The organism is Bartonella sp. B23 (assembly GCF_053793815.1).
Genome location: NZ_CP200033.1, coordinates 313,142 through 333,410, shown reverse-complemented (window position 1 = coordinate 333,410; position 20,269 = coordinate 313,142). Strand labels below are relative to the sequence as shown.

Here is a 20,269-nt window from a genome sequence, read left to right as displayed (position 1 = left end):
TATTCTCTTAAAATCCACGCTTAAATAAAATATAAAAAAGATAAAAAGTTATTATAATGTATTCAGTATTTCATTACACGTGTAAAAGCTGAACATACTGATTGTTCAGTTTCCTCAAGTAATTTTTCGACACGAAGCAAATCCGGCTCTCCAACGCACCTTAACAAAAGATCACTTAATCCAGGTGGCATATCATGAGAATCAATAGAAGAATTTAAGCAAAGTCGTATAATTTGGCTCAAATTTGTATAGAGTCTATAGGCATGATGTAAATCAGAAATAAATGACTGATTAAGAAAACTGTCTGGCAACTGGGCTAAAATATCCGTTGTAGTCGCTCCAATTTGAAATACAATCACATGCGTAATAAGAGCAAATTGAGCAATAAACTCTAAGTCCATGATACCACCAGGCATTGTTTTCAAATCCCATTGATTCTCTGGCGGCTTTTCTTTTGCAATCAAAGTACGCATTTCACATACCTCTTTTGCTACATCCTTCTTATTACGAGGAAAAGAAATAATTTCACACACTTCTTTCTCTAACTTTTGTAAAAAATCAGGATCCCCTGCAATGCCCCGTGCCCGTGTTAAAGCTAGATGTTCCCATATCCACGCTTCTTTGCGATAATATTTTTTAAAAAATTGAAAAGAAACAGCAACAGGTCCTTTATTTCCTAATGGTCGCAATCTTAAATCAACAGCATAAAGGATACCTTTGCTTGTAAAAGCAGATAAAGCTGCAACCAAACGCTGTATCAAACGGGTATAATATTGAGGGATATAGAGAGGTTTTTCTCCATCAGATATTTCTGCATCCTCATCATGTTCATAAAGAAAAATAAGATCAACATCTGAACCAGCCGTTAATTCATGGCTTCCAAGCTTTCCCATACCCAATATTCCAACACGTCCTCCTTTAATACTTCCATGAAGACTTGAAAATTCTTTTTGAACCGCAGCAAATGTTTTTGCAATCATAATATCGGCAAGTGCGGTAAACGCAAAACCTGCTACTTCTCCCGTAATTGCACCATTTAAAATCCTAACACCAATCAAAAAACGTTGCTCATCAGCAAAAACCCTTAAGTGATTCAAAATTTCTTCATAAGAAGTTATACCTTCAAGAAAACACTCAAGCCGTTTTTCTAGATAAGTTTTCGTTGGTAATTCTGAAAAAATAGTTGGATCTAACATTCCATCAAAAACGTGTGGTTTACGTGTAATAATTTCCGCAAGACGTGGAGCAGCTCCCATGATGAGCACCAGCATATCCAAAAGAGAGGGATTAGATTGTAACAAACTAAAAAGCTGAATTCCTGAAGGTAAACCTTGTAAGAAACTATCAAAACATAACATCACTTCATCAGCCCGTTTTGTCGCACCAAAAGCTTTCAAAAGCGCTGGGGTTAATTCCGTTAATCTTTCACGCGCCTCTGCAGATTGCGTTGCTTTATAACTCCCACAATGAAGTGTGCGCATAATACGACAAATATCACTTGCTCTTTCAAAACCTAAACGGCTTAACGTTATTAATGTCTCTGGATCATCTTCTTCTCCTGTAAAAACTAAATTGCCAATTTCTAAACCAAGTTCTTGTTCATTCTCAAACAGCGCCGCATAATGTTTTTCAACAACTCGGAAAGTTTTTAATAAATCACGGATAAAACTGCTGTTCTCTTGATAGCCCATCAAATATGCAACACTGGTAAATTGCAAAACATCATTTGGGAGAAAATGTGTTTGTTCATCTGCAAGCATCTGAATACGGTGTTCCACATTTCGTAAAAAAGCATAACTTTTTACAAGACTATCTCTTGTTTTCTCACTGATCCAACCAAGCTTGTGAAGTTCTGTTAACATTGCAGCTGTCTGACGTCCACGCAATTGAGGAAAGCGCCCACCAGCAATGAGTTGTTGTGTCTGAACGAAAAACTCAATCTCGCGAATACCCCCCCGTCCTAACTTTACATTATGACCGTAAGCGGCAATTTGACCATAATTTTTATACGCATGGATTTGACGTTTAATCGAATGAATATCAGCAATTGCAGCATAATCTAAATATTTCCGCCACACATAGGGAAAAAGCTCTTTGAGAAAGTTAAAGCCTGCCTTTTTATCGCCAGCTACCGGACGTGCTTTAATCATAGCCGCTCTTTCCCAATTTTGTCCACGCCCCTCATAATAACGCAACGCAGTCCTTACCGGTAAAGCCAAAGGAGTTGAACTTGGATCTGGTCGAAGTCGAAAATCAAGACGGAAAACATACCCCTCTGCAGTACGTTCTTGAATGATATGGATTAATCGGCGCACCATTTTAGAGAATACATCGATACTTTCAGAAAGATTCCCAATATGCGGCGATGTCTCATCAATGAAAACAATAAGATCAATATCAGAAGAATAATTAAGTTCTCCTGCTCCTAATTTTCCCATTCCTAATATGATTAAACCACAGTCTTTTTCTGGATCATCACGATTCGATAAACTTATCTTACCGTGATCATGTGCTTCTCTTAAAAGAAAACGGAGAGCCACACCTAATATCACTTCGCCCAAATGCGTCAACCAAGCGCATGAAATTTCGTAAGTAAAAACACCGCTCAAATCAGCTAAAGCGATGAGAATATGTGCTTCCAATTTTTTGTGTCTTAAAGCCGCCATCAATGACGTTTCATGTATGGATTCATTCTTATCTATAAGTGCAATATCATCCATAATTTCGCTCAGTCTTGTTTCTATGTCAACATTCAATAGGGGACTGAGATAGGATGGATTAGCGATTAAAACCTCACGTAAAAAAGGCGATAAGGTCATGACCGCACTTATGAAGTCAATCTGCTTTCCCTTGCCTAAAATATAGGAAACAAGTGGTTCTAAATTTTCTTTCCTCGCTTGTTCTTCCATGTCTTTTAACCATTGAGAGCCACTCTCATCAAGAGGACATAAAGGGAGAAGCTGTGTTTTTAAAAAAGCATTTTTCATCTGCACTTCCTTAAAAGGCATTTTACCTTTTTTCTACGCATTATACTGCAAAGAAAAATAGTTATCGGTGTTAAAATCAAATAGTGAAACAAGACCAAATTCAAGGAAATAATAAAACAGCCCTAAGCCCTGGATTTGCATTTTCAAGCAATAGTTCTCCCCCATGCAATTTCATAACAGCTTTTGCTATACTTAACCCAATACCAAAACCTGGCCGTGTACGACTTTCTTCAAGGCGAACAAATCGTTCTGTCACTTTTTCACGTTTATCTGCTGCAATTCCTGAACCATTATCGCTAACGACAACCAACAAATGTTCACCACGATATTCCATCGATAAGCAAACTTCTGCCTTCCTTCCATCTTTGGGCGCATATTTAATCGCATTATCAATAAGATTAAAAATTGATTGTGCAATAAGCTCACGATTCAACTTGAGCTCTTTATCAAATATATCTCCTAATCGAAGCAGAATACCTGATTCTTCAGCAAAAGGTTCATAAAGCTCAACGGCATCTTCAAGGATTAGCTTCACATTCATCGTCTCAAGATGCTCAATCGTACTGCTTGCTTCAATACGCGAAATCATTAAAATAGCATTAAAAGTCCGAATAAGTTGATCTGATTCAGTGATAACACAATCAAGTGCTTGACGATATTCAAGCTTAGTTTTTTGCCCAGAAAGCGCTGCTTCAGCACGGTTTCTAAGGCGTGTCAGTGGCGTTTTGAGATCATGAGCAATGTTATCCGAAACTTGACGAAGACCAATATTTAATTCTTCAATGCAATCTAACATAACATTAAGATTAGCAGACAAGCGATCAAATTCATCCCCTACCCCAGAAACAGGTAAGCGCCCACTAAAATCACCATCCATCAAGCGCTGTGACGCAGCCGTCACATGATCAATCCTTTGCAGTGCGCGCCTACCAACGAAAAACCATATGAGTAAAGCACCACCAACCATTGCTGCAAGAGCAATCATGACTGCTTTACGAATAACCGCTGCAAAACGTTCTGGTTCATCCAAATCCCGTCCCACAAGAATCTTCATAGCATTGGGTAAATCAACAATAATTGCCAAAGCGTGATGTTCACCTGTTTTTCCATGTTCTTCCAAACGTGAATACAAAAAAGAATTCGAATGAAAACCATTTTGATTCAAAATACCTAATTCAATGCGCGCAACATTGCCTGCTAAAATACGTCCCATAGGATCAGTAACAAGATAAAGAAAAGCTCCTGGCTGTCGTGAGCGATAATCAATCGTGCGTATCAGTAAAGGTAATCCACCGTAATTATAAGCATTTTCGATACGTTTCAACTCTTCACGCAAAGCCTGTTCCGTTTGCTCGGTTAACAATGAAATAGAAAATGCCGTTATATAAATAGAAAGCCCTGTTGCAACTAACCCAAACAATAAAATATAAAGTGCTGAAAGTCTTAGCGCTGTTGTGCGCATTATATTGATCAAACGATTCATCGTTTTTTGTCTGGCGCTTTCAACATGTAACCAGCTCCACGCACAGTATGAAGAAGTGGAACATCAAAATCTTTTTCAATTTTTGCTCTTAAACGGGATATATGAACGTCAATGATATTTGTTTGTGGATCAAAATGGTAATCCCAAACATTTTCTAAAAGCATAGTGCGTGTAACAACCTGCCCAGCATGCCGCATTAAATATTCAAGTAAACGAAACTCTCGTGGTTGCAATACGATATTTCTATCACCTCGTTTCACCGTGTGTGTTAGCCTATCAAGTTCAAGATTGCCTACGTAATAAACAGTTTCTACTCCTTTAGAATTTTTTCGCCGTTGCAACACTTCAACACGAGCAAGAAGCTCAGAAAAGGCATAAGGCTTTGTTAAATAATCATCACCCCCCGCACGCAAACCCATCACACGATCATTCACTTGCCCTAAAGCTGAAAGGATGAGAGCTGGTGTTTTGTTGCCTTTAGAACGTAATTCAGTAATGATAGAGAGACCATCACGATGCAAAAGCATCCGATCAACAACCATAACATCATAATTTTCCGTCTCAGCTAGAACATATCCCGTATCTCCATCATATGCAACATCAACTGAGTGCCCTGCTTCTCCAAAAGCTTTTTCGAGATAACTCCCCGTCTCATGATCATCTTCGATAACGAGTATCTTCATAAAACGCATCTCCGTTATTTTATTAAATCGTGTTGTAGGATAGAAGTCTACAAACCCCCTATCCTACCATTAAATAAGGTATTATTTTTTGAAAATTGGCAGAGGAACAAAACGATTTTGATCCTTTGTTCGCACTTGTAGAAGTATAGCTGGCCGTCCCAGCTTTTGCGCATTTTTAATTGCATCAGTAATATCAGAGACTTTTTTAATAGGTTTATTATTTACTGTCACAATCACATCACCTGGTTGTATTCCTTTATCTGCAGCATCTGAATCCGAATCTACATCAGTGACAACCAATCCCAAACCATCATCAGACGGCGCTATAACCAAACCATAATCTTCTAATGTTTCATCTGAATCACTGCGTTCATCTGAATATTTTGAACCCTCTTGCTTATCTACATTTTCAGACATTGAAGCAAGTTTAACCTTAATATTTTCCTCTTTACTCGCTCTCCAAACACCTAATGTCACTGTCTCCCCTGGACTCATATTTGCAATACGCTTCGCTAAATCACGAACATCATTAACCTTTTCACTGTTCACAGAAATAATCACATCACCTGCCTTAATACCAGCTTTTTCTGCTGGTCCCTTTGACGGATCAGCCACTAAAGCGCCTTTAGCCTCTTTCAAACCTACAGAATCAGCAATCTCTTTCGTTACAGGCTGAATCTGAACCCCTAACCAACCACGCTGAACTGAACCTTTTTTGATAAGTTGTTGCACAACCTGTTTGGCTGTCGCTGCCGGAATAGCAAAAGCAATCCCAACATTTCCTCCAGAAGGAGAAAAAATTGCTGTATTAACCCCAACAACCTGTCCATTAAGATCAAAAGTCGGACCGCCAGAATTTCCTCGATTAACAGCAGCATCAATTTGAATAAAATCATCATAAATATCAGCGCCAATCTCACGGCCACGCGCCGAAACAATACCTGCTGTTACCGTTCCACCAAGACCAAATGGATTGCCGATAGCAACAACCCAATCACCAACGCGCAGCTTTGAATCATCACCAAAATCAACATAGGGGAATTTTCTTTTTTCATCTACTTTCAAGACTGCAAGGTCGGTTCGCTTATCCGTTCCAATAAGCTTTGCACTCACTTCTGTACCATCGTCAAGAACAACAGTGTAACTTGTGCCATCAGAAATTACGTGATTATTAGTTACAATATAACCATCAGACGAAATAAAAAAACCCGATCCAAAAGCTATAGGACGAAGTCTATCCGAACGTGTCAAAGGCTTTTTTTTAGACCTATCACGATCATGAAATTCTTCAAAAAACCTTTTCAACGGATGCTGATCTGGCAATTGGTCAAGCCCCGGACCACTGAAAAATTCACTAAAAAACCGATCTTTTCTCTTTTTATTGCTCTTCACTTGCACTGAAACAACAGCAGCTTTGACCTGAGAAACAATATTTGCAAATCCCTGCTGTTGTACTAACGAAGTAGATGTGGAATTCGCACGAGCCTCTGTCGTCCACAAGCTTGCTCCACCTCCACTAAAAAGCAATGAAGTTTCTAAAGCAGCAGAAAAACTTACTGCCGCTAATGCTGTGAAGAAAGTTTTTTTAACCATTTGACATATACTCCTATTCAGTCATATTTTTTTATCCAGATTTCGATTACTTATAAAACACTAGACCTTACTGTTTTCTATCTAAATTATTAAAGTTTTGTAAGATTTTAGATCACAACAATGCATAATTATCAACAAAGCTGAGCGATTCATTTCAACGACCTTATTTTTTCGCATCTGTACCGTCTTATCCGGAAGAAGATGACACTTGCACCCATGATGATAATGACAAAAGGTGATAACCATAAAAACCACGTTGTTTTATTAAATGGTGGTTTCAAGAGAATAAATACACCATATCGCTCAACAAGAAAATCAATTACCTGCTGATTGCTCTCCCCCATTTTCAGTCTTTTGCGGATCAAAAGCCGTAAATCACGTGCTAGTGAAGTATCTGAATCATCAATTGTTTGATTTTGGCAGACTGGACAACGCAAATATGATGAAATCTCACGTGCTTGCGATTCCAAAGCTTTATCCTGTAAAATTTCATCTGGCTCCACGGCTATCGCTAACGACAGAGAAAAAAAAATGATAAAAAAAAGCAAAGCTAAAAACAATCTATTTTTCATCTCAATGCCTTTTCAACAAATTTAAAGCAAGAGGCTATACGTCGATGCAACTCAATACGAAACAAATACCCCAAAAGAGAAAAACATCCGCCCATGGCCATCATCAAAGCTCCTAACCAAACACAAATCACGTAAGGCTTCCACCATACATGCACAACAAGCCCCTGATCATCTATATGTCCTGGCACAATATATAACTGGGATAAGCCATGATTTTGAATACCAATTTCCGTTGTTGAGGTATTTTTGCTTGAATAAAACCGTTTTGAAGCTATTACGTTGTGCACAGCATTTTTATTTTCATATACTGTAAAATGGAACTCCACTGCAGAATAATTCGGTCCAGCGCCATCGAGCACTTCATCCAAGTAAAGAGTTTTGCCTGCTATTGTTACCATATCTCCTATGTGCATGGTTAGAATACGCTCTTGTGTAAAACTTGCAACACAAGTAATACCAAGTAATGTCACACCCAATCCCATATGCGCCATTGCAGTACCAAAAGCGGACCACGGTAATCCAATAAATCTCTTAACCCTCACTGACAAAGCTATCTTTCGATGCCCACTCTTTCCCCAAAGATCAGCTAAACTGGCTACAACAACGAAAGCTGAAAGACCCACTCCTAAAGCTGCAAAAATATCGCGAAAAGATGCTGCGTAAAATATTATAAAACAGATTGCACAGACTAATATAAAAACGAACCACAACCGCTCAAAAACTGCGAAAAAATCACCGCGTTTCCATGCCATCATTGACCCAAACGGAACCAACAACAACAGTAACACCATTAAGGGCCCACAGGTAAGGTTAAAAAAAGCAGCACCTACAGAAATTCTTTGTCCAGTCAATGATTCAATAAAGTAAGGGTAGAGTGTGCCAATTAATACTGTCGCTGTTATTGTTGCAAGTAACAGATTATTTAAAACAATAAAACCTTCACGCGAAATTGGCTGAAATAATCTCCCTGTTTTGAAAACAGGTACGCGCAGCCCAAAGAGAAGAAAAGCTCCTCCCGTGAAACAGAATAAAAGTGCAAGAATTGCCAAACCACGTGCTGGATCAACAGCAAAACTATGAACAGACGTTAAAATACCCGAACGAACAAGAAAAGTTCCCATAAGGGAAAGGGAAAAAGTCAGAAGTGCTAAAAATAAAGTCCAACTTTTCAATGTCTCCCGCTTTTCAAGAACAAGAGAAGAATGCAAAAAGGCCGTACCTGAAAGCCAGGGCATCAACGAAACATTTTCAACTGGATCCCAAAACCAATATCCTCCCCATCCCAATTCATAATAAGCCCAATAGGATCCAACCATAATACCCAATGTTAAAAAGCACCAAGAAAGGAGAAGCCAGGGACGAACCAAACGCGCCCAAACCCCATCAACATGTCCCATAATCAATGCTGCTATTGCAAAAGAAAAACAAAGTGAAAAACCAACATAGCCTAAATAAAGAAGTGGTGGATGAATTGCTAATGCGATATCTTGTAAAAGGGGATTGAGATCATTTCCCTGCAATGCCGGTGGATTAACACGTAAAAACGGGTTGGACATAAAAAGAATAAACAAAAGAAAAGCGCTTGTAATCCAACTTTGGCATATTAAAACGAGTGCCTTAAACTGTTCTGGCAAATTTTGACTAAACAACGCCATCAATGCACTAAAAAATGCGAGACTCAAAACCCATAACAACATGGACCCCTCGTGATTCCCCCAAATACCAGTGATTTTATACAACAGAGGTTTTTCCGAATGAGAATTCTCAACAACATTCAAAACAGAAAAATCAGATACGATATAGGCGTGAACAATAATCAAAAAAGATAAAAGCGATAATGCAAAAGTAATATATGTTAGGGGAACTGCCGTTTGCATCAACGAACGCTCCTTCCACCAAACACCCAAAGCAGGCAAAAATGCTCCCAATAAACTCACTGCAAAGGCTGAAGCTAAAAAAATATGACCAAGTTCAACGAGCACGATCGAATTATTTCTCCACACTTTTATGTTTATTCAAGCGAGCAGCTGTTTCTTTAGACATATAAGTTTCATCATGTTTTGCCAAAACGCGCTTGCCGATAAACAACCCCTGTTGATCGAAATATCCTTCCACGATAACCCCCTGTCCTTCACGAAAAAGATCGGGTAAAATACCACAAAAAATAACTTTTTTGTGCTTTGCATTATCCGTTACGTAAAAAGTAACTTTCATCTCCCCAAGATATTGAACCGTTCCTTTCTCAACAAAACCGCCTAAACGCAAAGGGCGCCCCATTAGCATATCTTCTTTTGTGATTTCAGATGGCATTCGGAAAAAACTGACTGTATTACGCATTGCATACATAATGAGACTTATCGCAATTCCCATGACGAAAAAGTATAAAAAAATCATCAGCAATCGTGTTTTTTTTCGCTGCTTTAAAATAACCTTCAATGAAGGAGAATTCTTAAAAGATTGACTGTTCATAGATATTCTACGAAAAATACTTTTATAAATGCATTGTATAAACATTCATTTATAATTATGCCCTATCTTTAGTAAGAGTTTCGCACATCTTGTATACGAGTGCAACTTTTTATCCAATACCTCTCTTCCCCAAGTGATGATCTTCTGATTTCAATACTCTTCAACTGTCCACACTCACTTTCTGGGCATTCTATTTGGATAAATCACGTAATTGAATTATCTTCGCTTCAACGCGCAATCGCCCTACAAAATCCTTAGGCATTTTATCAAGAAAATTTTCTAAAAACTGCACTGCCTGTGCATGCTTACCCTCTTGGCTAAATGCTTCAGCGAGTAATAAACGAGGATAAAAATCTTTTGGCGCTAAATCCGCTGCTTTTTGAAACGCCTTTTGTGCTTCTTGCGTAATTATTCCACCCTCATAACCAACCAATGCCAACCCATATCCAACAAGCCTTGGAGCTGTTTCCCCATTTAGGCGCATTGCGTCTAAATAAATGTTCACTGCATCCTGAAATTGACCTTCCTCGAGGTATCCTACCGCCAACGCATCCGCTAACCTGCCATCATGAGGTGCACGAAGGAAAAGGACTTGTAGACGAACGAGTTGTTCACGTTTACTGAGCGTCTTTGGATCCTTATCTATTAAGGCACTAAAAAAATAACTTTTAACTTCTGGATTGCCTGTTAAAGTGTAAATGCTCCATGTCATAAGAAAAACAAACAAAATACTAAGAACTTTAATAGTTTGTATAGTTTTACAATGCTTGCAAGACTTATTGTATTCAACAAAACATGTACAATTTCTGTAAATATTATCAGCTGAAATACTCCTATTTTGGAAAAATTTACAGTTAAAATGTAACGAGAAAAAAAGAAAAACCGTCAATAAAATAAAAAAAAATGCAACCAAAATTAAAAAAAGCATATCACTTTGGTACCAACAAGAACAATCAATCATCCTACCTCTCTCATTCGTTAGAACATTGATGTAAAATGATAGAAAACTATTTTTTCACATGTAAAATTATGAGGTTTATCATAAATTTTTCTAAAAATCTTATTTCTCTATTCTCATTACAGACAGATAGATACGGATTCAAAATCCTGAAATCATTCCATCCTTTATACATTATACGCACAGATATTACTTCATTTTTACAAATTTTAATATATACACGCCGCATAGAAGTAAAATACGTTCATTTCTTTGGTAATACAATTTTTGCATATAATCCACCTAAGTTAGAACGCGATAATAAAAGACTTCCGCCATATTCGTTGACCATATCTGAAACAATCGCTAACCCTAAACCTGTCCCCGGCTTACTTTCATCAAACCGATGCCCTCTTTTTAATGCTTCATCAATTTGTTCTTCTGTTAAACCAGAACCGTCATCTTCTACAAGGATACTAAAATATTCTGCTTCTTCAATATTTTCTTCTAGACAACAAGAGATTAGAACTTTTGTAAGAGCCCACTGAGCAGCATTCTCAATCAAATTCCCTACAATTTCTTCCAAATCTTCTCTTTCTCCAGAAAAAACAATATCATTAACATCCATAATAAATTTAAACTGTTTTTCAGGATTAAGCTTTTCCATGACCCGCACCAAACGATCAATCACTGTGCGAACTGATGTGTGATAAACAACACTGCCACATTGTGCGGCAATCCGAGCACGCTGTAAATAATGATTTATTTGGTTTTGCATTATTTGCACTTGCTCTTTCAATAAAAGATCCTGTTCTCCAGACATCTTATCAATCTCATTCACAATCACTGACAAAGGTGTCTTTAATGAATGTGCAAGATTACCAACCTGTGTGCGAAACCGTTCAATAATACGCTGATTATTATTGATGAGAGCATTCATCTCTTGCGCTAACGGCATAACTTCGCTTACTAAATCCGTATTCACATAATTAACCCTGCCTTCACGAATATCATTCAACGCTTGTCGGATAAGTTTTAACGGTTGAAAACTAAAGAACATAATAGCAATGTTAATAAGAACGCTCCCTATACCAAAACTCCATAAAAAAATTTGTAAAGTCCGCTTAAATTTCTGCACTTGTGCATGTGCTTCATCGATATTCCCAACGAGGCGAAAACGCGCAACACGATTTTGATTATCAAGAACCACATCACTCTCAATCACTTGCAGCTTCTGACCGTTTTTTCCCGTTATCCGGTAAGAACGAAAGAATTTATTGTCAAAAGGTACATCGACATCGCCAGGTGAAAATATTTTCTCAGTTCCTAATGATGGAGATGTCAGTCTTCCTTGTAAATTAGGTGATACAGAAACGACCTCCCAATACCATCCTGATGCTGGATCTAAATAGCGAATATCATCAATTCCAAAACTTCCTTTCAAGCTTCCATCAGGTGTTACAGTTACTGTTGCAATAAGACTGTACAGTTGAGTAGAAAGGATACGTTCTAGATTTTCTTCACTTGAACGCCGATAAAATAAAATACTGACTGCAGAAATCAATGAAAGAGAAATAACAACCCATAATGTTGATAAAATCATAACGCGTAAGCTAAGAGATCTAACAATTAGAGAAATCATTTCCCTAAGCGAGCCCTTATTTTTTGGAACTCTCATTAATCACCTAGCTTTTTCACTCTATAACCTAATCCACGAACGGTCTCAATTAAATCAACCCCAAGTTTTTTACGTAACCGTCCCACAAAAACTTCAACCGTATTCGAATCCCTGTCAAAGTTTTGATCATAAAGATGTTCGGTAAGTTCTATCCTTGAAATCACCTTGTCGCAATGGTGCATGAGATACGAAAGAAGTCTGAATTCATATGATGTCAATTTAATCAACTGACCATCAACAAAAACACGAGAAGTTTTAGTATCCAATAAAACCTCTCCACAACGTAACGCACTTGTCGCGTGGCCTGTAGCTCGGCGAATTAACGCTCGCAACCGCGCCATCACTTCCTCTAAATGAAATGGCTTAGCAACATAATCATCAGCACCTGCATCAATGCCAAGTACCTTATCAGACCAGCGATCTCGCGCCGTTAGCACTAAAACAGGCATTAAATAACCTTCTTTGCGCCATTTTTCAATAACACGAATCCCATCTAGACGTGGCAAACCAATATCAAGAATCACCGCATCATAAGACTCTGTGCTTCCTAAAAAGTAAGCCTCTTCACCATCAAAAGCGCTATCTGAAACATATCCCGCATTTTTCACAGCTTCTGCTAATTGATGATTGAGATTTCGATCATCTTCAACAATTAAAATACGCATTACAATATCCGCTAAATACTAATCTAGAGGAACAGAAACTTCAACACGGCGCAACTTTTCACCCCCACGAGCAGGAACAATAACCACAACCTCACACATATTTTTTCCGTCCTGGATAATGGGAATTGAACGCACTAATACCCCACTCTTCTGGACAGCTACTTTCTTACCCATTTCGGCGCAATCAGCAGCAAGAACGGAATCTGCTCCCAAAAGAACCACTGTAATTATAAATAAAAAAGATTTTTTCATCATAAATATTTTATAATCTACCGTAGATGAATATAAAATGAATAATATTTTTATCCATTCAAAAGTCACGCAAGAAAAATACATGATCTCTATGCAACAAAATAACACGTGGATGTTCCTTAGAGCTTTAATGATTTTAAAATAAAATCTTCTTAAAGGCTACATCAAAAATTGGAAGAGAAAATCTACAAGAACTAAATTGTCATAATTCTAAAATAAACTCTTTCTTTGTTAGCACTATGGCAAAAAACTCTCTTCACTCCATATAGTCATGAAAGATTTGTTCCGTCCTATCATTTTGTCACAGGCTCTCTTTTAAATGTTTCATTTTTTTAAAAAAAAGAAAGCACAAAACAATAAACCATTTCGTAGTCCTGCACTCATCGAATTAGATGCATGGTTAGACACAGCACTTTATCGCATCCGCTCTGCCAACAGTTCCTTCTGGAACAAGGAAAAAGTAGCTTCACAGTGTTTTCATATACAAGGGTGGAAACGATTGATTGTTGAACTTCTTGATGAAACAATGACATTAGGATTAATTGCTTTTACTCTCTTCACCATAAATGGTATCTCTGTTTTTGAATTAACTAAAAAAGACTGGTCTTCTCCTAATAAGTTTTCTATCCTTTTTCTAGATCGGTATGGAAATCCCATCGGCCACCGTGGTGCATCACCAGCTGCATCTGTTTCTGTTGAAGAAATGCCCGATTATCTTGTTAAAGCTGTTATTGCAACGGAAGATCGCCGTTTTTTCAATCACTGGGGCATTGACTTGCATGGTCTCACGCGGGCAATCTCAAAAAACATGCAAGCTAAAAATGTAGTCCAAGGCGGCTCAACCCTTACACAACAATTGGCTAAAAATTTGTTCTTAACAAATGAAAGAACCATAGCACGCAAAATAAAAGAAGCTTATCTTGCTCTTTGGCTCGAAGCAAATTTTAGCAAAAAACAGATTTTGCAACTTTATCTTGATCGCGCATATATGGGAGGAAATAATTTTGGTATCGCAGCAGCTGCAAAATTTTATTTTGGTAAAAATGTACGCAATGTATCTCTTAGCGAATCCGCTATGTTAGCAGGATTGTTCAAAGCCCCAAGCAAATATGCTCCTCATAATAACCTTCTTGCCGCTCAAACACGTGCCAATGTAGTCCTTTCTAACCTTGTTGATGGTGGATTTGTAACTGAAAGCCAAATTATTAATGCCCATCGCCATCCTGCCAGTGCTGTTAAAAAAATAAAAAATAGTCAGCCTGATTATTTTCTTGATTGGGTTTTCGAAGAGGTCAAAAAAATGAGTGACAAACTTCCAAGACATAATTTGATTGTTCAAACTACCCTTGATCCAGATATTCAAAAAGCTGCAGAAGAATCAGTCACCTATTATTTGCATCAATACGGCCAACAATACCGCGTAACACAAGCTGCTACCGTCATACTCGATAATAACGGAGCTGTATGCGCAATTGTTGGAGGATTGGATTATAGTAAAAGCCAATTCAACAGAGCAACACAAGGGGGAAGACAACCTGGTTCTTCATTCAAGCCTTATGTTTACGCAACCGCAATGGAACGTGGTCTATCTCCCTCAACGACAGTCTTAGATGCCCCCATCAATTGGGGAGGTTGGTCGCCAAAAAATAATTCTGGTCGTTATCTTGGTAAAATCGATTTAGCAACGGCTTTAGCCTTTTCTATCAATACAGTGCCTGTATATCTTACCTATCAATATCTTAACCGCGATACCCAACCCATCATAGATCTGATCAAAAATATGGGGATTCATGCGCATATTTTATCACACAAAACTATGGTTCTAGGCACATCCAATATGACACCCATGGATCAAGCGACCGGTTTTAATGTCTTTGCTAATGGGGGTATAGCTGGAAATCGCCATGGTTTCACACAAATCAGCACACCAGATGGACATGTAGTGTGGAACTTCGAGCATAACGGGAATAAACCACATCGGATTCTCAGCGGACAATCAGCAGCTTATATGAACCAAATGATGGTTGGTGTCACAACACGGGGATCTGGTAAGCGTGCCGCGCTACCTATGACTCTTGTTGCCGGAAAAACTGGAACATCACAATCCTATCGCGATGCATGGTTTGTTGGCTTTACCGGTAATTATACGGGGGCTGTATGGATGGGTAATGATAATTTTTCACCAATGAATCGCGCTTTTGGTGGTGGTGTTCCTGCCATGATATGGCACCGTATCATGCTCTCTGCACACCAAAATATCATGCTCAAACAGCTCTACGGTGTCGAAAACTCTCTCCTCCCTTATCAACCACCACCATTCCCTTCCCGTAGTGATTTTGAGCCTACACCCCAAATACCCCACACGCTCTCCCGCAAAACATTAAATATTGTGCAACTGATTAACAAAGATTTGAAAAAGACATCTGCAATCTCTTTGAAATTGAAAGCACTTGGAGATTTAACACATTGAATTCAAAATATTCTAAAGTGCTTGTTAACATTGCGATTCCCTTTTTCATCTTCACCTTTTCCATTTTTTTTGGAACAATCAGTGTTGGTTATGGACTCAAGTCCTTTAAAAATTTAGGGCGTTTTACAATTGGTGAATGGAGTGCTTACCCAGAAGCAGGAACCGCTAACACTGATCCCTATACCCGCGCACGCACTGCCAAAAGAGGTGAAATTTCGATTGGGCGTACAGAAGGGCTTATTTTTCAACTTTGGAAGGATGACCATGGGCATCCACTACGCTCCCATTGCCACTATTTGCTCAAAGGACATATCCCTAAAACACGCCTCTTTACCCTTTATACAGCTGACAAATCCCTCAAACCTTATACTTCGTCCAAGGAAATACCTTTCAAACTTTATACCGATAATATTATCTATGAAAGTGACGGCTCTTTGCGCATCAACATCGCACCCACACCACAAATTGGCAATTGGCTTGCAACAGTCAGCCAAAAAGAATTCGGACTTATTCTTACTTTGTACGATACCTCAATTATCTCTGCAACGGCATTACAAAAGCTTACGATGCCCTCTGTAAAACAAATTCCAACAGGACAAAAAAACTGTGACTAAATTTATTCACGCCGCACTTCTTGCAAGCATTGGTGCTATCATTGTTCATATTTGTGTTTTGTTTCTGACTCCATATTGGGCACAAAATAATATATGGATACAGCTTAAAAAATCCGGAGATCCTTATCAATTTGTTAACTTGAACGCTCACAATCCTATCCAGCAGGCTACCGATCCCTTCTTTCTTATTAAAGTCTGTAGATTTAATCTCGAAAATGGCCCTGTTCACTTAAAAGCTTTAAAGACAACTCAATTTTGGTCACTCGCTGCCTACACACACGACGGAATCATTTTCTACAATCTTAACGACAGAACAGCCCCTGATACGACTCTCGATCTTATCATTGGGAAACCTATACAAATCATAGAACTCAAAAAGTCAAAGTCTACAAAAAATACCAATTCAGTTTTAATCGCTCAAAATTTGAATGAAGGTTTTGCACTGCTACGCGTTTTTTCTCCTTCTTCGCTTGCAAAGAAAAAAAGCGAAACCTTCTTTTCATCTGCAACTTGTCGCATATTTAATGGGTAAAAGCACCACGAATTATAATTGTACAAATTTTTTCTATAAAAGTGAACAAAAGCATATCAAAATGACTATTTTCAACCTAAATCAACTAAATATTAGAATTAAGGTATAGTCTTTGTTTTAATTTTTCAATACATAGATTTCTGATAAAAATAAAAAACCACTAAAAATGATCTCTATAAAAACAGTTACAAACTTAACCTTTAATGATGTACATGGTATAGTTAAATTGGCACCAAAATGAGCAGCACTAGCACGGGTAGTTATCATAGCACATTTCCCTTGAACAATTGAAAAAAACTACCTCTCGTAAAATTATAATCGAGAAATGGGCGCTATAGTAAAATAAACCCCTCCTATTACTGCTAGTGATGTCGGGATCGTATCATGTTGCCTTTCCAAACTTTGCTAATCTTTATAACCATTCCTATCCATTTGCCTCGCTGCCAATTAGTATATAGGAACAATCAATCCTTTGATGTCTGGATTAAAAATTCATTGAGAAATTTAAAACATACCACTGCGGTAATAACAACAGCTACCATAAGCACAATATTTTTCATTACGGACAGTCCCCCATTGAATCAATAAAACGCACCCATCTCCTTAATTATAGTTTAGAAAAAACTTAATTTCTTTATACATACAGCAACATCAATTAATGCACATTCAGCGTTTGTTACATAATTGTTATAATTGTCAACAATAAATTCGTTTCTTTTTTCTTTCGTTAAATATAACAAAATATATGATGCTATAACCTCTATGCCATTTATATAGCTTAACATTTCTCTGTTAAGATATAAATCTTCAAGTATACAGAACAAATCAAATTCGGCTGAAATATAGTAAAAACGCAATTAAACAAAAACAAATAGTAAAAAATTTTTGACTAATAATATACGTATCAACATTAAAGTTTTCTGCATTTATGGTTACGTGATTAGAACTATTGCTTATAAAATTCAATCAACATATAGAAAAGGTGAAAATTGCTCACACGAATTACTGGCATAATTACCGAAAGTTGGTGAGACACAAACCATCCTTGACCTTTAAAATAAGTGCTTTACTTTTGTCATATGACTGGAATCTTTCTATGAGATAAGAAATTTCAAGAGAGTTTTGCTTATGGTTCATGGTTGAGGGGAAAGAGCTTCATGAAGAAGATATATGTTCGGTTAGTCTCGAGGGCAGCGGTATGGTCTCCCCGTTTTGGCGGATTGGCATTCTTGATTTTGTTATTTTCAATGTTTTTACAGCGCTTTTCTGTGATTGACGTAACTGACTTCATATCGCTAATAATCGTTTCTGCTTGTTGTGTCGCTGTTTCTCTTTTTCTTGCTGTAAAAGCACTTCATAGCTTATGGGTATATGGCGCTCTAGGTGGAATGAAAGCTTTAAGAGGTATCATTTATTCGTTGATAACAGCCACACCATTGGTGTTATTTTTTGGATTTTGGTTTTCTTTTCCAGCTCTTCATGATATTTCTACCGACACACAAAATCCACCAGCTTTTTTTCGAAAGACACGCCCTAGCGATGCTTTACCGCTTAAGAGCATTTTGGCTAAACAAGCAGCTGTACAGATGGCATCATGGCCGGAAATGTCAGGACGTCGCTATGATGGTTCACCTGAGCGTATTCGCGAATCCGTTCTCAATGTTTTAGCAGCCTATGATTGGCCTGTTGTAGCGCAACGAAAGTTTCAAGGTGAAGAGGATGCACTATATATTGAAACAATGGCAAAAACTTTTTACCTTGGCTTTATTTCAGATATTGTTATTCGTTTAACTGACGAAGGGGATACAACTTTTGTTGATATGCGTTCTGCTTCGCGTTATTTGCCAAGAGATTTGGGAACGAATGCTGCTTTTATTATTGATTTTATGGACGCACTTGATACAGAAGTCGCTTCTCTCCCTCTTTCTCAAGATGATGAATAAAATTTTAAAACATAGTAAGTTACATTTAGTAAATCAGCTTATTTCAAAAATAAATTTTGAGACACACAAAAACGAACAAATCGATTATAACTTCTCAATGACTGTGAGCAATTGACGTGTTCTTGACTACTCAAAAACAACTTATAGCCTCTTTTTAGTGCGTCACACGCAGATAAAATATCTAAATTCAAATTCTAAATTTCAATGCCATACTTGATTTACGCATATTTTTTATGCTCAGAAATATCATCATAAGGATGGGAAATAAGACTTCTATGATAAAGAAATTAAACATTCCATACAGACTTATTTTTCTAATGAGAGCAGAAAATCGTATCTCCATCAAGATAGAGAAACATATTGATCTAACATGATGTAAACTCACATAGTTACAGAAAAAATTAACAATAAAAAACACACTTAATTATAGATGATAATGTTTTACAAATTTTTTTAAAACTGTAGGTATTAAATCTTCAAAACAACAATACAGTACACACAAATTCACAGATAATTGTCACAATCAATGATGATTGCAGTTTTGTAAACAAAATGTATAATAATAAAATGAAAATTATATATAATTACAAATATACGATGTTTTCTTGTATGTAATTACAATTATTTAATTTTTGTACATTTATTAACCAACAACTATAACAATATTTACTTCAGAGATATCTTTCTGAATATTATCTATAAATTGCAATTAGCACATCACCTCTACCGGTTGAATCACTCAGTGTAGTTATCCTCCAAAGTGGATTACATTAGAAATTTGAGTGCACATTTACATCCATGTTTTAGGTTGATCCCTGCCCACTTTGCACCACTGGCAAGTGGAGAAATTGATAAAATCTATGATCTCTTAACGGAAAAATCTATGTAAAAAATAATATGCACAAGATAAATAAAAGTATAATTATTGTCACTAATAATTCAATGAAAATACCTATAACAAAAAATCAAAAATAAAATATCTATTTATCATAAATAATAAATATCCCTGAAATCATTTTCAGCTATATATTTTAAATTATGTTTACAATATTATTGGTATTAAAAACATCTTTCCAGCTATTTTCTAATAAATTAGAAACAGCATTCCTTCATTTTATCGACATGGTATTTGATCTAATTTATCTACCAAAGCGTCACTAGATCATAATATTATGCCTCTTACTATTCAACCGGCAAAAAACAGCACCTACGGGGCTTTGTACCGTAACAGAATCTGCTGTTGCTTCACTTAATTCTCTTCCTATGAGATCATTTATATTTGTTTCATAGAGATAATTAATTTTATTATCACCTTCATAGTGAATAAAATTCATTAAATTACTAAATAAATTTTAACTACACATTTTATCTATTTAAAAAATATGTTGTAA

General features: G+C 37.1%; 15 protein-coding genes. 4 read left to right on the top strand and 11 right to left on the bottom strand.

Going from position 1 to position 20,269, the window contains the following annotated elements; genetic code table 11:
• Positions 1–62 precede the first annotated feature (62 nt).
• From V4B17_RS01365 to V4B17_RS01315, 11 genes are all read right to left on the bottom strand, one after another.
• On the bottom strand, positions 63–2,987 hold the full coding sequence (locus V4B17_RS01365) for a bifunctional [glutamine synthetase] adenylyltransferase/[glutamine synthetase]-adenylyl-L-tyrosine phosphorylase (RefSeq protein ID WP_455479730.1): 2,925 nt from the start codon (positions 2,985–2,987) through the stop codon (positions 63–65).
• A gap of 100 nt (positions 2,988–3,087) precedes the next feature.
• Entirely contained in the window at positions 3,088–4,470 is a 1,383-nt protein-coding gene (locus V4B17_RS01360; RefSeq protein ID WP_455479729.1) for an ATP-binding protein, read from the bottom strand.
• A complete protein-coding gene (locus V4B17_RS01355) occupies positions 4,467–5,153 on the bottom strand; it encodes a winged helix-turn-helix domain-containing protein (RefSeq protein ID WP_455479728.1) in 687 nt (228 codons plus the stop codon). Before V4B17_RS01355 ends, V4B17_RS01360 begins: the two co-directional genes overlap by 4 nt.
• Before the next feature lie 81 nt (positions 5,154–5,234).
• On the bottom strand, positions 5,235–6,746 hold the full coding sequence (locus tag V4B17_RS01350; protein ID WP_455479727.1) for a Do family serine endopeptidase: 1,512 nt from the start codon (positions 6,744–6,746) through the stop codon (positions 5,235–5,237).
• A 149-nt stretch (positions 6,747–6,895) separates the two neighbouring features.
• Positions 6,896–7,318, bottom strand: coding sequence for a cytochrome c-type biogenesis protein (locus tag V4B17_RS01345; protein WP_455479726.1), 423 nt, complete (start codon positions 7,316–7,318; stop codon positions 6,896–6,898).
• Complete coding sequence (locus V4B17_RS01340; RefSeq protein WP_455479725.1) at positions 7,315–9,300, bottom strand: heme lyase CcmF/NrfE family subunit; 1,986 nt, start codon at positions 9,298–9,300, stop codon at positions 7,315–7,317. Before V4B17_RS01340 ends, V4B17_RS01345 begins: the two co-directional genes overlap by 4 nt.
• 7 nt (positions 9,301–9,307) lie before the next feature.
• Positions 9,308–9,787 (bottom strand): cytochrome c maturation protein CcmE, encoded by a 480-nt coding sequence (ccmE, locus tag V4B17_RS01335; RefSeq protein WP_455479724.1) that lies wholly within the window; start codon positions 9,785–9,787, stop codon positions 9,308–9,310.
• Between the two features lie 190 nt (positions 9,788–9,977).
• Positions 9,978–10,715: a tetratricopeptide repeat protein gene (locus V4B17_RS01330; protein ID WP_455480153.1), complete on the bottom strand. Its 738-nt coding sequence runs from the start codon at positions 10,713–10,715 to the stop codon at positions 9,978–9,980.
• 274 nt (positions 10,716–10,989) lie between these two features.
• On the bottom strand, positions 10,990–12,402 hold the full coding sequence (locus V4B17_RS01325) for an ATP-binding protein (protein ID WP_455479723.1): 1,413 nt from the start codon (positions 12,400–12,402) through the stop codon (positions 10,990–10,992).
• Positions 12,402–13,067, bottom strand: a complete 666-nt coding sequence (locus tag V4B17_RS01320) for a response regulator transcription factor (protein ID WP_455479722.1) — start codon at positions 13,065–13,067, stop codon at positions 12,402–12,404. Before V4B17_RS01320 ends, V4B17_RS01325 begins: the two co-directional genes overlap by 1 nt.
• 18 nt (positions 13,068–13,085) lie before the next feature.
• Positions 13,086–13,322: a hypothetical protein gene (locus V4B17_RS01315; protein ID WP_455479721.1), complete on the bottom strand. Its 237-nt coding sequence runs from the start codon at positions 13,320–13,322 to the stop codon at positions 13,086–13,088.
• Positions 13,323–13,638: 316 nt separating this feature from the next.
• Between V4B17_RS01315 and V4B17_RS01310 the strand changes: the two genes are divergently transcribed.
• From V4B17_RS01310 to V4B17_RS01295, 4 genes are all read left to right on the top strand, one after another.
• Positions 13,639–15,789 carry a transglycosylase domain-containing protein gene (locus V4B17_RS01310; protein ID WP_455479720.1) on the top strand — a complete coding sequence of 717 codons (2,151 nt, stop codon included), beginning with the start codon at positions 13,639–13,641 and terminating at the stop codon, positions 15,787–15,789.
• Positions 15,790–15,806: 17 nt separating this feature from the next.
• Positions 15,807–16,403: a DUF1214 domain-containing protein gene (locus V4B17_RS01305; protein ID WP_455480152.1), complete on the top strand. Its 597-nt coding sequence runs from the start codon at positions 15,807–15,809 to the stop codon at positions 16,401–16,403.
• Positions 16,396–16,935, top strand: coding sequence for a DUF1254 domain-containing protein (locus V4B17_RS01300; RefSeq protein ID WP_455479719.1), 540 nt, complete (start codon positions 16,396–16,398; stop codon positions 16,933–16,935). Before V4B17_RS01305 ends, V4B17_RS01300 begins: the two co-directional genes overlap by 8 nt.
• Positions 16,936–18,092: 1,157 nt before the next feature.
• Positions 18,093–18,878, top strand: a complete 786-nt coding sequence (locus V4B17_RS01295; protein ID WP_455479718.1) for a DUF1499 domain-containing protein — start codon at positions 18,093–18,095, stop codon at positions 18,876–18,878.
• Positions 18,879–20,269: the final 1,391 nt, after the last annotated feature.